Source organism: Escherichia sp. 93.1518 (assembly GCF_013368915.2).
In the GTDB taxonomy this organism is placed as follows: domain Bacteria; phylum Pseudomonadota; class Gammaproteobacteria; order Enterobacterales; family Enterobacteriaceae; genus Escherichia; species Escherichia ruysiae.
In genome coordinates this window covers 34,899-48,295 of sequence record NZ_JABWMT020000013.1, presented here as the reverse complement: position 1 = coordinate 48,295, position 13,397 = coordinate 34,899, and the positions used below count along the sequence as shown (strand labels likewise).

The following is a 13,397-nucleotide window of genomic DNA, read 5'->3' as shown; positions in this document are numbered from 1 at the left end:
AACAATACGCCGGTGAGATTGTTAGCTCAAACTTATAGCGAGTGATTTGGCTCACACTCCGTTAAAATATTTCCCGTCACGCCAACGGCACATAGACATCTGTTTCCAGCCGTTGCTCTGACATCCCTTCAGCCAGATTAGTGTAGTGAAACAGTATCGGCGCTTTACGTATTTTCTCTCCGCTTTCAGGCAGCCACTGACGAATGATGCCCCATACTGTGCGCGAAATATCGTCCAGTTCGCCAACGTGACGAGCCACGGCATAACGTCCTCCATCAAGCTCACTATTACTCACGCCATAACGATTCTCCGGAATCGCTTCGCTAACGCTGCCGCAGATATCAAAGCGAAACGCTTCCGGCGCGGTGCTGGCAGGATCATCCCAGGCGACGCCAAATGTCTGGCTTTGGTTAACAGGGGAAAGTCCCGTCTCTTTGCGCCACATGATAAATTTCGCCACGCTATAGTTGAGCAACTCAGGGCTACAACGATGCGGCAACAAAGCCACGCGGGTTGAAGGGAAATTGATGATGTTCACGGCCAGTGCCTGGTTTTTCATGTTGCCTCCCTGCGAAATTATTCCCGGGAACGCGTCCCGGGAGCGGTAACAATTACGGATTCACTTTACGAATCTGTTTAACGTCGATCTCAACTGAGTTCCAGTCTTTATCGACCTCCCCCTGAATCTCAACCGTATCTTTCGGTGTCACCGTTACACCGTTCCAGCGTTTGTGGTCGATATCGACATTGATAGTACCGCTGGCATCTTTGAACACGTAGAGATCGTCAGAGATGCGTTCAACGATATTGCCGCGCAGAGTTACCCAGGTATCATCACGCAGGGATTTTGCGTTTTCTACGTTAGTTACACTGCCGTTCGGCCCCTGAAATCCTCCGGCCTGATTTTGCGTTGCTGATGGTCCAGAAAAACCACCCTGCTCTGCTGCCATAACTGGTGCGCTACACAGAGCCATTACTGCAATTACTGCTGCTAATTTTTTCATGTTTGTTACTCCCTTTAATGTCTGTTTTCGAACATTAAACAAGATACTCCTTAACAACTTCTTAAGAAAAAAAAAGAAAATTTAGTACTGTACAGAGCGCGTTACAACACGGTTTACTGACAACGAATACAGCTATCGCAGGGATGAAAAGATGCGAATTTTACTGATAGAAGATGACATGCTGATTGGCGACGGCATCAAAACAGGTCTTAGTAAGATGGGCTTTAGTGTTGACTGGTTTACGGAAGGTCGTCAGGGAAAAGAGGCGCTTTATAGCGCACCTTATGACGCAGTAATCCTTGATCTAACCTTACCAGGAATGGATGGTCGCGATATTTTGCGCGAATGGCGGGATAAAGGTCAGCGTGAGCCAGTATTAATCCTGACCGCGCGCGATGCCCTGGCGGAACGCGTGGAAGGTTTGCGTCTGGGAGCCGACGATTATCTTTGTAAACCTTTTGCATTGATAGAAGTCGCAGCCAGGCTGGAAGCTCTGATGCGCCGAAGCAACGGGCAAGCCAGCAATGAGCTACATCACGGTAACGTAATGCTCGACCCAGGCAAACGTATCGCCACCCAGGCCGGCGAACTCTTAACGCTGAAGCCAAAAGAATTTGCCCTGCTGGAATTACTGATGCGTAACGCCGGTCGGGTACTGCCGCGCAAACTGATTGAAGAAAAACTGTATACCTGGGACGAAGAGGTCACCAGCAATGCCATCGAAGTGCATGTGCATCATCTGCGACGTAAGCTCGGCAGCGACTTTATTCGCACCGTTCACGGTATTGGCTACACATTAGGTGAGAAATGAAATTTACCCAACGCCTTAGTCTGCGAGTCAGGTTGACGCTGATCTTTTTGATTCTGGCCTCGGTGACCTGGCTACTCTCCAGCTTTGTCGCCTGGAAACAAACAATTGATAATGTCGATGAGTTATTCGATACCCAGTTGATGCTGTTTGCCAAACGGTTAAGTACGCTCGATCTTAACGAAATCAATGCGGCAGATCGTATGGCGCAGACACCGAATAAATTAAAACACGGTCACGTAGATGATGATGCGCTGACCTTTGCTGTCTTTACTCACGACGGCAACATGGTCCTTAACGATGGCGATAATGGCGAAGATATTCCCTATAGCTATCAACGTGAAGGGTTTGCTAACGGGCAACTGGTAGGTGAAGACGACCCCTGGCGTTTTGTCTGGATGACATCCCCCGATGGTAAGTATCGCATCGTTGTTGGCCAGGAGTGGGAATACCGTGAAGACATGGCGCTGGCGATTGTCACCGGACAGCTCATTCCCTGGCTTATCGCGCTGCCTATCATGTTGATTATCATGATGGTACTACTAGGTCGTGAACTCTCGCCACTAAACAAACTGGCGCTGGCGCTACGTATGCGCGATCCTGACTCGGAAAAACCGCTCAACGCTGACGGTGTACCCAACGAAGTGCGTCCGCTGGTCGAGTCGCTGAATCAACTGTTCGACCGTACTCATACGATGATGGTTCGTGAACGACGCTTTACCTCCGATGCTGCTCACGAACTGCGTAGCCCGTTAACGGCGCTGAAAGTACAAACCGAAGTTGCGCAGCTCTCTGACGACGATCCACAGGCACGGAAAAAAGCACTGCTTCAATTACATTCCGGGATCGATCGCGCCACCCGCCTTGTTGATCAACTGCTCACTCTGTCGCGGCTCGACTCGCTGGATAACCTTCAGGATGTCGCGGAGATCCCACTTGAAGATCTCCTGCAATCGTCGGTAATGGATATTTACCACACGGCGCAGCAGGCGAAAATTGACGTGCGGCTGACGCTCAACGCACAGGGCATCAAACGCACCGGACAACCGCTATTGCTAAGTTTGCTGGTACGAAATCTGCTGGATAACGCCGTGCGCTACAGCCCACAAGGCAGCGTGGTGGACGTCACGCTGAATGCCGATAATTTCATCGTGAGGGATAACGGCCCCGGTGTGACGCCAGAGGCACTGGCGCGAATCGGCGAACGTTTCTATCGCCCACCGGGACAAACCGCCACCGGCAGTGGGCTTGGGCTGTCGATTGTCCAGCGGATCGCCAAATTGCATGGCATGAATGTTGTGTTTGGGAATGCAAAACAAGGTGGATTTGAGGCGAAGGTGAGCTGGTAGTGGTGATATTGTTGCAAAATTCGCAAAAGACTTTGCACATTTTGCTAATTTCACCGTACCGCTCTGTGACGTACTATAGTCGACAAACTTCTCACCTTGAGGATAAAAAATGAGCAATACCCTGATTATCAACGGCGCGAAGAAATTCGCCCACTCCAATGGTCAACTGAACGACACCCTGACCGAAGTCGCGGATGGCACGCTCCGCGACCTCGGGCATGATGTCCGCATCGTTCGCGCCGACAGCGACTACGATGTCAAAGCCGAAGTACAAAACTTTCTCTGGGCTGATGTGGTTATCTGGCAGATGCCTGGCTGGTGGATGGGCGCGCCGTGGACGGTGAAAAAATACATTGATGATGTGTTCACCGAAGGTCACGGTACGCTGTATGCCAGCGATGGTCGTACCCGCAAAGATCCGTCGAAAAAATACGGCTCTGGCGGCCTGGTGCAGGGCAAAAAATATATGCTCTCTCTGACCTGGAACGCACCAATGGAAGCCTTCACCGAAAAAGATCAGTTCTTCCACGGCGTCGGCGTTGACGGCGTGTATCTGCCGTTCCATAAAGCAAACCAATTCCTTGGCATGGAACCGCTGCCGACATTTATCGCTAATGACGTGATAAAAATGCCTGATGTTCCCCGCTATACTGAAGAATATCGCAAGCATCTTGTGGAAATTTTTGGTTAACTAGAGCTCTGGCTTTAGAAGGAGTTAACCATGCTTACAGTAATCGCTGAAATCCGTACTCGTCCTGGCCAACATCACCGTCAGGCGGTATTGGATCAGTTTGCTAAAATCGTTCCAATCGTACTGAAGGAAGAAGGTTGCCACGGCTATGCGCCGATGGTGGATTGCGCTGCTGGCGTGAGTTTCCAGTCTATGGCGCCGGACTCTATCGTGATGATTGAGCAGTGGGAAAGCATTGCCCATCTTGAAGCGCATCTGCAAACCCCGCACATGAAAGCATATAGTGAAGCCGTAAAAGGCGACGTGCTGGAGATGAATATTCGTATTCTGCAGCCGGGGCTTTGACATTTCTGAAAAGAGGCCGGTGCTGTTACCGGTCTCAGGTCAGATTAGCCAGTCTTTCTTCCCGTTTTCAAACCCCGATGGAAATCGTTAATTCGCTTAATGGTTTTAACCGCACGCTGCGGCACTGCGGAAGCCACCGACCAGACAATCATTTCCAGGCACAACAATACCGTACCATGTAGCGGCGTTTTCCCCTTTTCATCGCCGCGCGGAACATGAATCACGATACTGGCGTCTTTGCTAAAACGCGAATCCAGAGCGTTTGTCAGCAAAATAACAGGGATCCCCAGCCGTCTTGCTTCACGCAGCGTTGTCAGTCCTTCCCGGTGTGCGGATTTTTGCGCCATCATGATCAATACATCACCACGCTGAAGCGCGATCAGTTGCTCGGCAAGGCCAATACCAGTACGGTTTAGCGCCGTGGCGGGTAAGCCAATACGATTGAATAACCGTGCAGTATAGTCCGCCAGAATACCCGAAGCGCCAATGCCAAAAATAACAACTTGCCGCGCCTGCACCAGCATAGCTACCGCTTGTGCAAGCGCATGGCGGTTTTCAGGCTCTGACAGGACATTACAGGTATACAAATGCCCTTCAAGAACAAAATCGATTGCGGTGTTAACATCGCTCGTCAAGTTACTCACCGTCGTAGACATCTTTTCGCTGGAACTAAGAGCAGGACCAAGCCACTGTTCCAGAGTGCGTTTCAGATCTCGTAGCCCCGCAAACCCCAGGGTCTGTATAGCCCGAATCACTGTGGCATCAGAAGTGTTCAATGTGGTCGCAATTTCCATCGCCGTTTGCTCGAGTACCACTTCACGATGTTCATTAATGTAGCTGGCGACGGCTCTTAACCCAGGCGTTAACTGACTCGCGCGAGTACGAAAACGCTCACCAAAAATATCAACTCGTGTTTTGTCTTTCTGAATCATTTGGCCTCCGGTAGAGGTCGCCCTGCAATTTGTGATTGTATCTGCGCGGCTATCAGCCCCAGCGATGCAAAGGAGTTAGAAATCGCCTCTTCACGAGAAATCAGCACATAGCGCCCGGAACGACAGGCCGTCAGAAATTGACACCATCCCGGCATGACTTTTTCCATTGCTGCCAGCTCATCCTGAGGTTTACCACCGGTGTCACCACGCCAGGTTGCAAAAACAAAATCGGCATCCAGTTCAGGCAAACGCTCCGCGCTCACATCCATTCGCCCACCTTCAGGAATGCTCTCAATCAGCGGCGGAAAGCGAAAACCAGCATCGCGTAATACACGCCCCAGCGAATGATAGCTATGCATCACATTAATTTTTCCCTGATTTGCCTGAATCACCGATACCGTTATTTTTTGGCTGTCCAGCGTCGCCTTCAGCGCATTGATTTGTGCCTGATAGCGGCGTTCAAGTATCGCCAGCCGCGCCTGCGTTCCTGTAAGTTCTGCCAGCTTGCGGTAGATTTCTGGCGCGCCCCCTTTGAGATGATCAATGCTCACCGTGGGCGCAATTTTTTCCAGTTGTTCAATGGGCGTATTACGGGTCGGTTCTGTGATGATCAGATCAGGCTTTGCCGCCACAATCGCTTCAATATCAATATCAGCAGTTCCAATAAAGGCTATCGATGAATTATCGAAGTCGACGCCTGTTAGTAACGCGCCTGATCGAATGAAATGGCTACCATCAGGCCGTGTTCGCCCGTGGCTGGCGACAGGAGGTACACCGAGCTCAATCAGAGGAATAGTGATATCAAGGTCGTGTAAAGAGACAATTCTCTTTGGATGTGCAGGAACAGTGACTTTGCGCCCTAAATCATCAGTAAAGACCTGAACCGGTTCTGTTGCACGGGCAAAAAATGACAACAGTATCAGCAGAGAAAAAAATAAACGCATATAACTCCCGTTAAAAACTGTTCCTGCGTTGCCAGAGCAGTAGTAAAAAGAATGGTCCACCAATCAGTGAAATAATGATGCCGGCTGGCAGTTGCAAAGGCAAAAAAGCCAAACGACCAATGCTATCCGCCAGGATAACTAATAACGCCCCCGATACTGCGCTCCCCAGCAGTAATGTCGTCTGCCCGCCACGCAGAATAAAACGTGATATATGCGGTGCTATCAATCCGACAAAACCGATGTTACCAACACATGAAACGCAGACAGCTGTCAGGATTATTGGTGCGGCTACACGCAATAACGCCAGACGGGAACTATTCACACCTAACCCGGTTGCAATCTGATGACCAAGCAGAGCGATATCCGCAGTCCGGGCGGTGAACAGCAATAAAAGAGCGGCTGGCACCATCCAACAGGCTGAAATACCGACTAACATCCAGTTGGCTGCATGAAGGCTTCCCGATAACCACATCAATGCAGTTTGTACATCACGAACATCTGCTGTGGTCATAAATACACCGATCCCGGCGGCGAAAAACCAGGACACGCCAATGCCTATCAGAACAAATCGCGGGCGAGAAATATCGCGCGCGCAAAAAATCACGATTAAAGCTACCAATAAGCCACCAGCAAGACCAGCCACTGGACGCCAGAACATTCCCAGCATTGGAAACTGGAAAATCAGCCACAGCACAGCCACGCTACATCCTTCTTTAACGCCGATTAAACCGGGATCGGCAAGGCCGTTACGCGCAATGGATTGCATCGCGGCCCCCGCCATACCTAACATGGCTCCGCATAGCAATGCCATGATGACTCTCGGCAAGCGAATATCCTGCACAATATAACGTGCGTCTGTGCTTACGTTTTCTGGAGCAAACAACGCTCGCCCGACTTCCGATGCCGGGACAGAAAAAGAACCATGCATCAGACCGAATATCAGTATTCCAACCGCAAACAGAAACAGCCCACCAAGCAACACCAGATTTTTAGGGCGTACCAGTGTCGAAAACTTACCAACACGTAGTGGACGTAGCCCGACGTTCATTATCCGACTCATTTGAACATCCTCGTCGCCATAATGACAAAAACGGGCGCACCAACTAACGCCGTCATGACACCGGTCGCTAACTCATGGGGCGTGAAAAGCGTCCGGGCAATAATATCTGCCAGTAATAACAAAAGGGCGCCGACACAAGCTGAAAGAGGGAGCAGAACGCGCAGATCCGCTGATACCAGGCGCCTGACAATCTGCGGTACTAGCAAGCCGACAAAACCAATGGGGCCAGCTATCGATACGGCAGCACCGCAAAGCAACGCGATCGCGATCAAAGTGAATGTCCGCGTGCGTAGTACCGAGACACCCAGCCCCTGCGCCATACGATCGCCCAGTGCCAACATGTTAAGAGAGGGAGCAAGGTAAAGGGCTAATACAAATCCCCCCAAAGAAAACCAGGCGGACGTACCCAGCGTCGCCCAATCCTGCCCCGCTAAATCACCTGCTAACCATGTCCGCATCGCCAGCAACGTTTGCTCGTCAAGAATCAGGATTGCAGCCGTTATTGAGGAAACAAACGCCGATAGCGCCACGCCGCATAAAGTAACTTTCATTGGCGTTAACCCTGAACGCCCTGCGGAGGAAAGCAGCAATATCAACAGGAACAATAACGCGCCTCCCGCAGATGCCAGCAGTGGGCGCCCAACAGGAAAGGCCAGTCCAAGCGCGCTGGCGGCAACGACAGCCAGGGCGGCGCCGGCATTTAAGCCTAAAATATGTGGCTCCCCCAATGGGTTACGAATGACAGCCTGCAACAAAGCACCAGCAACGCCAAGAGAAGCACCAGTCAGCAATGCTGCCGCTAAACGCGGCAAACGGAGTCTTACAATTACGTTGTGATCGAAGTTTTGCGGTTCAAAATGAAGAAATGCCTGCAACACCGTTTGTGGTGCAATAAATCGGGCACCAATCCCTGGATATACCACGCATCCCACCAGCAGTAAGGCGAGGAAAAATACAGTAACCAGCCCCGCGCGCATCATACTTTTTCTACACCACGAAACGGCATGAAAAACGATTTCCCCGTCAGAGGATTTATTGATGCGTGAACATCAACGTCAAAGACAGCTTTTACCAGCTCAGGTGTGCAATGCTCCCCCTCATTCAATACACGCACCACTTTCCCCTGGCGTAAAAATATCAGCGTATCACCATAATTCACGGCAAAATTCAGATCATGCAACACCACGACGACTGTACGCCCGTGATGACGCGTTAAATCATGTAATAACTCAAGAATTTCAACCTGATAACGTAAATCAAGCCAGGTTGTGGGTTCATCCAGCAGGATATAAGGCGTCTTTTGCGCCAACACCATCGCAATCCAGCATCGCTGGCGCTGCCCACCAGAGAGTTTTTCAACCGGTAAATGTGCAAACTCCTGCGTACCGGTTAATTTCAGTGCCTCTTCTACCGCCTGTTCGTCGGCGTCGCTCCATTGACGTATGAAATTTTGCCAGGGAAAGCGCCCACGCGACACCAGTTCATAAACGGTTAAGCCCTCTGGCAATAATGGCGACTGCGGCAAGATCCCAAGTCTGCGGGATAACTCTTTCGTTGGTTGCTCGTGAATCGCTTTACCATCCAGCAATATCGAGCCGCCCATGGGTTGCAAGATACGTGCAATGGTGCTGAGCAACGTCGACTTTCCACAACCGTTTGCCCCAACCAGAACGGTCATTTTTTCTGTGGGAACGGAGAAAGAAACACCATCAACAATGATTTTCTTGTGATACCCGGCAGAAACATTGTCGAGGATCAGCCCCTGCCCTTTTGCGTTATGTGCCACGTGTACGCCAACTTAATCAAAGACAAACAAAAATAAAACTCATTCTCCTTTGAGAGTTTGACGCCACAAAATGTAGTAGTCAAGAAGTTAAAAGCCACACAAAAACAAGGTAAATAACAGGTTAAATATTTTTAATGATAAAAATAAAACCATTATATATTAATAATTTAATCACAACTAAATTGCATTAATCTCTCATAAAAACACATGTAGCAATTTTTTGTTATTTCTCATTTACTACTACATCACCACATGATTGAATGATTCTCAATTACATATCCGATGGCGAAATAACAAACGGATAGTGCTTAGTGAGCAACAAGAAACAATTTTCACTCGCGACAATCCGCGAGTTTTTGGGATAACAGACTAAATGGCTAAGTTCACACCTTCATTCTCAGGAGTCAAAGGTCGGGCGCTCTTTTCACTGCTCTTTGCGGCACCGATGATTCATGCAACCGACACTGTAACGACCAAAGATGGCGAAACAATCACTGTTACAGCGGATGCAAACACCGCAACTGAGGCTACCGATGGTTATCAACCTCTGAGCACCTCCACGGCGACATTAACCGATATGCCAATGCTGGATATTCCGCAGGTGGTCAATACGGTTAGCGATCAAGTACTGGAAAATCAGAATGCGACGACGCTGGATGAGGCGCTTTATAACGTCAGTAACGTGGTACAGACCAATACATTAGGCGGGACTCAGGATGCTTTTGTACGCCGTGGGTTTGGCGCAAACCGGGATGGCTCGATCATGACCAACGGTCTGCGAACCGTACTTCCTCGCAGCTTCAACGCCGCAACAGAACGTGTGGAAGTGCTAAAAGGCCCGGCCTCCACGCTGTATGGCATTCTCGATCCTGGCGGACTGATTAACGTCGTGACAAAGCGCCCGGAAAAAACATTCCATGGTTCTGTCTCAGCCACGTCCTCCAGTTTCGGTGGTGGCACCGGGCAACTTGATATCACAGGCCCCCTTGAAGGCACTCAGCTGGCATACCGCCTGACGGGGGAAGTGCAGGATGAAGATTACTGGCGGAATTTCGGTAAAGAGCGCAGTACATTTATTGCCCCATCACTCACCTGGTTTGGTGATAATGCAACAGTAACCATGCTCTATTCCCATCGGGATTATAAAACGCCGTTCGATCGTGGAACGATTTTCGACCTTACGACGAAACAGCCCGTAAACGTTGATCGAAAAATACGTTTCGACGAACCGTTTAATATTACAGATGGTCAGTCCGATCTGGCGCAACTCAACGCAGAATATCATCTCAATAGCCAGTGGACAGCGCGCTTTGATTACAGCTACAGCCAGGATAAATACAGCGATAATCAAGCTCGCGTTACCGCGTATGATGCAACGACAGGAACACTGACACGGCGTGTTGATGCAACTCAGGGATCTACCCAGCGTATGCATTCTACTCGTGCGGATCTGCAAGGGAATGTTGATATTGCTGGATTCTATAATGAAATTTTGGGTGGGGTGTCATATGAATATTATGATCTTCTGCGCACAGATATGATTCGCTGTAAAAACGCTAAAGATTTCAATATTTATAATCCTGTTTATGGCAATACCAGCAAATGCACAACGGTCTCGGCGTCGGACAGCGATCAGACGATCAAACAGGAGAGCTACTCAGCGTACGCACAGGACGCACTCTATCTGACCGATAACTGGATTGCCGTCGCCGGGATCCGCTATCAGTATTACACGCAGTATGCGGGTAAAGGCCGCCCTTTTAATGTCAATACTGACAGTCGCGATGAACAATGGACTCCCAAACTGGGGTTGGTCTACAAACTGACGCCATCGGTATCCTTATTTGCTAATTATTCGCAAACATTTATGCCGCAATCGTCAATTGCCAGCTACATTGGCGATCTTCCACCGGAATCATCTAATGCTTACGAAGTCGGGGCAAAATTCGAGCTGTTCGATGGTATAACCGCAGATATTGCGCTGTTTGATATCCATAAACGTAACGTCTTGTATACCGAAAGTATTGGTGACGAAACCATCGCCAAAACGGCAGGCCGCGTTCGTTCAAGAGGGGTAGAGGTCGACCTTGCGGGAGCATTAACTGAAAATATTAATATAATTGCCAGCTACGGCTATACCGATGCTAAGGTTCTGGATGATCCTGATTATGCAGGAAAACCATTGCCGAATGTTCCTCGTCATACCGGTTCGCTATTCCTGACCTATGACATTCACAACATGCCAGGCAATAACACACTGACGTTTGGCGGTGGCGGACATGGCGTAAGCCGTCGTTCGGCAACCAATGGGGCTGACTATTATCTGCCAGGCTATTTCGTTGCCGATGCCTTCGCCGCATACAAAATGAAATTGCAGTATCCGGTCACTCTGCAATTAAACGTCAAAAACCTGTTTGATAAAACGTATTACACCTCTTCCATCGCCACAAATAATCTGGGCAACCAGATTGGCGATCCTCGTGAAGTGCAATTCACGGTGAAAATGGAGTTTTGATAAAAAAGCCCGGTATACGATTGTATACTGGGCTATGTTTTATTCTCCTGACGGGAGGATTATCAGACCTCAATCTCCGCCATGTCGCCTTTCTCTTGCAACCAGTTACGGCGGTCTTCCGAGCGTTTCTTCGCCAGTAGCATATCCATCATCGCGTCAGTACGCTGATCGTCTTCATCATCAATGGTTAACTGCACCAGACGGCGAGTATTCGGATCAAGCGTGGTTTCGCGCAATTGCATCGGGTTCATTTCCCCCAGCCCTTTAAAACGCTGAACGTTCGGCTTGCCTTTCTTGCGTTTTAATTGCTCAAGTACGCCCTCTTTCTCTTCTTCTGTCAGCGCGTAATAAACCTCTTTACCCAGATCAATACGGTAGAGCGGTGGCAGAGCGACGTAAACGTGACCATGTTTCACCAGCGTGCGGAAGTGTTTTACAAACAAAGCGCAGAGCAGCGTGGCAATGTGCAGGCCATCGGAGTCCGCATCCGCGAGAATACAGATCTTGCCGTAACGTAGCTGGCTAAGATCATCGCTGTCAGGATCAATACCGATCGCTACCGAAATATCGTGCACTTCCTGCGAGGCCAGTACTTCATCGGAAGAGACTTCCCAGGTATTAAGGATCTTACCTTTCAGCGGCATGATCGCCTGATATTCACGATCGCGCGCCTGCTTAGCGGATCCGCCTGCGGAGTCCCCTTCCACGAGGAACAGTTCGGTACGATTGAGATCCTGCGCAGTACAGTCAGCCAGTTTGCCTGGCAATGCCGGTCCACTGGTCAGCTTTTTACGTACCACTTTTTTGGCGGCACGCATACGACGCTGGGCGCTGGAAATTGCCATCTCAGCAAGTAGTTCCGCTGCCTGGACATTCTGGTTCAGCCACAGGGTGAAGGCATCTTTCACCACGCCAGAAACGAATGCCGCACATTGACGCGAAGAGAGGCGCTCTTTGGTCTGCCCGGCAAACTGCGGGTCCTGCATTTTTACTGACAGCACATATGCGCAGCGATCCCAGATATCTTCCGCCGACAGCTTCACGCCGCGCGGCAAAATGTTGCGGTACTCACAAAACTCACGCATCGCATCCAGCAAGCCCTGACGCAGACCGTTAACGTGCGTACCGCCCTGCATCGTTGGGATCAGGTTGACGTAGCTTTCGGTCAGCAGTTCACCACCTTCCGGTAGCCACAGTAGCGCCCAGTCAACCGCTTCAGTATCGCCAGCGAAATTACCAATAAACGGTTTTTCCGGCAGCGTCGGTAAACCATTTACCGCTTCCGCCAGGTAATCGTTCAGACCGTCCTGATAGCACCAGCGTTGCTCAGTGTTGTTGATCTCATCTTTAAAGGTGATCTCAACGCCGGGGCACAGTACTGCTTTGGCTTTCAGGACATGTGTCAGGCGTGAAACAGAAAAACGCGGGCTGTCAAAGAAGGTTTCATCCGGCCAGAAGTGCACGCTGGTACCGGTATTGCGCTTACCGCAAGTGCCGACAACCTGCAAATCCTGAACCTTTTCGCCATTTTCAAACGCGATGTTATAAATCTGGCCATCGCGGCGCACGTTGACTTCTACGCGCTTTGACAGGGCGTTAACCACCGAGATCCCCACGCCATGCAGGCCGCCAGAGAACTGGTAGTTTTTGTTTGAAAATTTACCGCCTGCGTGCAGACGGCAAAGAATCAGTTCAACCGCCGGTACACCCTCTTCAGGGTGAATATCCACCGGCATCCCGCGACCATCGTCAATCACTTCTAACGACTGGTCAGCATGTAAGATTACATCCACGCGTTTTGCGTGACCCGCCAGTGCTTCATCGACACTGTTATCAATAACTTCTTGCCCCAAATGGTTAGGGCGAGTGGTATCGGTATACATCCCCGGGCGGCGGCGAACCGGCTCAAGCCCGGTGAGTACCTCAATGGCATCAGCGTTATAAGTTTGCGTCATGGTTTAAG

General features: G+C 50.1%; 13 protein-coding genes. 5 read left to right on the top strand and 8 right to left on the bottom strand.

What is annotated here, in order from left to right; translation table 11 throughout:
• Window positions 1-76: 76 nt before the first annotated feature.
• Together HEN21_RS11805 and ygiW are read right to left on the bottom strand one after the other, a co-directional pair.
• Window positions 77-559, bottom strand: coding sequence for an AraC family transcriptional regulator (locus tag HEN21_RS11805; protein WP_000795660.1), 483 nt, complete (start codon window positions 557-559; stop codon window positions 77-79).
• Between the two features lie 52 nt (window positions 560-611).
• A complete protein-coding gene (gene ygiW / locus HEN21_RS11800; protein ID WP_000731637.1) occupies window positions 612-1,004 on the bottom strand; it encodes an OB fold stress tolerance protein YgiW in 393 nt (130 codons plus the stop codon).
• 151 nt (window positions 1,005-1,155) lie between these two features.
• Here ygiW and qseB point away from each other — a divergent pair, with 151 nt between their 5' ends.
• The 4 genes from qseB (at window position 1,156) to HEN21_RS11780 (ending at window position 4,197) form a co-directional block, all read left to right on the top strand.
• Window positions 1,156-1,815, top strand: a complete 660-nt coding sequence (qseB, locus tag HEN21_RS11795; protein WP_001221480.1) for a quorum sensing response regulator transcription factor QseB — start codon at window positions 1,156-1,158, stop codon at window positions 1,813-1,815.
• Window positions 1,812-3,161, top strand: coding sequence for a quorum sensing histidine kinase QseC (gene qseC, locus HEN21_RS11790; protein WP_016159777.1), 1,350 nt, complete (start codon window positions 1,812-1,814; stop codon window positions 3,159-3,161). Before qseB ends, qseC begins: the two co-directional genes overlap by 4 nt.
• A 109-nt stretch (window positions 3,162-3,270) precedes the next feature.
• The gene (gene mdaB / locus HEN21_RS11785; protein ID WP_000072420.1) at window positions 3,271-3,852 is read left to right on the top strand and encodes an NADPH:quinone oxidoreductase MdaB; all 582 of its coding nucleotides are present in this window, start codon (window positions 3,271-3,273) and stop codon (window positions 3,850-3,852) included.
• Window positions 3,853-3,882: 30 nt separating this feature from the next.
• Window positions 3,883-4,197 carry a putative quinol monooxygenase gene (locus HEN21_RS11780; protein ID WP_000958592.1) on the top strand — a complete coding sequence of 105 codons (315 nt, stop codon included), beginning with the start codon at window positions 3,883-3,885 and terminating at the stop codon, window positions 4,195-4,197.
• 44 nt (window positions 4,198-4,241) lie between these two features.
• Here HEN21_RS11780 and HEN21_RS11775 read toward each other — a convergent pair whose 3' ends face one another.
• From HEN21_RS11775 to HEN21_RS11755, 5 genes are read right to left on the bottom strand one after another with little or no spacing between them, the layout of a single operon-like run.
• A complete protein-coding gene (locus HEN21_RS11775) occupies window positions 4,242-5,129 on the bottom strand; it encodes a MurR/RpiR family transcriptional regulator (protein ID WP_176251931.1) in 888 nt (295 codons plus the stop codon).
• Entirely contained in the window at window positions 5,126-6,073 is a 948-nt protein-coding gene (locus HEN21_RS11770; protein WP_010356901.1) for an iron-siderophore ABC transporter substrate-binding protein, read from the bottom strand. Before HEN21_RS11770 ends, HEN21_RS11775 begins: the two co-directional genes overlap by 4 nt.
• A 10-nt stretch (window positions 6,074-6,083) precedes the next feature.
• Complete coding sequence (locus HEN21_RS11765; RefSeq protein ID WP_176251963.1) at window positions 6,084-7,121, bottom strand: FecCD family ABC transporter permease; 1,038 nt, start codon at window positions 7,119-7,121, stop codon at window positions 6,084-6,086.
• 8 nt (window positions 7,122-7,129) lie between these two features.
• Window positions 7,130-8,113 (bottom strand): FecCD family ABC transporter permease, encoded by a 984-nt coding sequence (locus HEN21_RS11760; protein ID WP_176251930.1) that lies wholly within the window; start codon window positions 8,111-8,113, stop codon window positions 7,130-7,132.
• The gene (locus tag HEN21_RS11755; protein WP_105285414.1) at window positions 8,110-8,919 is read right to left on the bottom strand and encodes an ABC transporter ATP-binding protein; all 810 of its coding nucleotides are present in this window, start codon (window positions 8,917-8,919) and stop codon (window positions 8,110-8,112) included. The genes HEN21_RS11760 and HEN21_RS11755 overlap by 4 nt, the downstream gene beginning before the upstream one ends.
• A gap of 373 nt (window positions 8,920-9,292) precedes the next feature.
• Between HEN21_RS11755 and HEN21_RS11750 the strand changes: the two genes are divergently transcribed.
• Window positions 9,293-11,434: a TonB-dependent siderophore receptor gene (locus tag HEN21_RS11750; RefSeq protein WP_176251879.1), complete on the top strand. Its 2,142-nt coding sequence runs from the start codon at window positions 9,293-9,295 to the stop codon at window positions 11,432-11,434.
• Between the two features lie 62 nt (window positions 11,435-11,496).
• On the opposite strand, the gene parE is transcribed toward HEN21_RS11750, so the two are convergent.
• The gene (parE, locus tag HEN21_RS11745) at window positions 11,497-13,389 is read right to left on the bottom strand and encodes a DNA topoisomerase IV subunit B (protein ID WP_000195277.1); all 1,893 of its coding nucleotides are present in this window, start codon (window positions 13,387-13,389) and stop codon (window positions 11,497-11,499) included.
• Window positions 13,390-13,397: the final 8 nt, after the last annotated feature.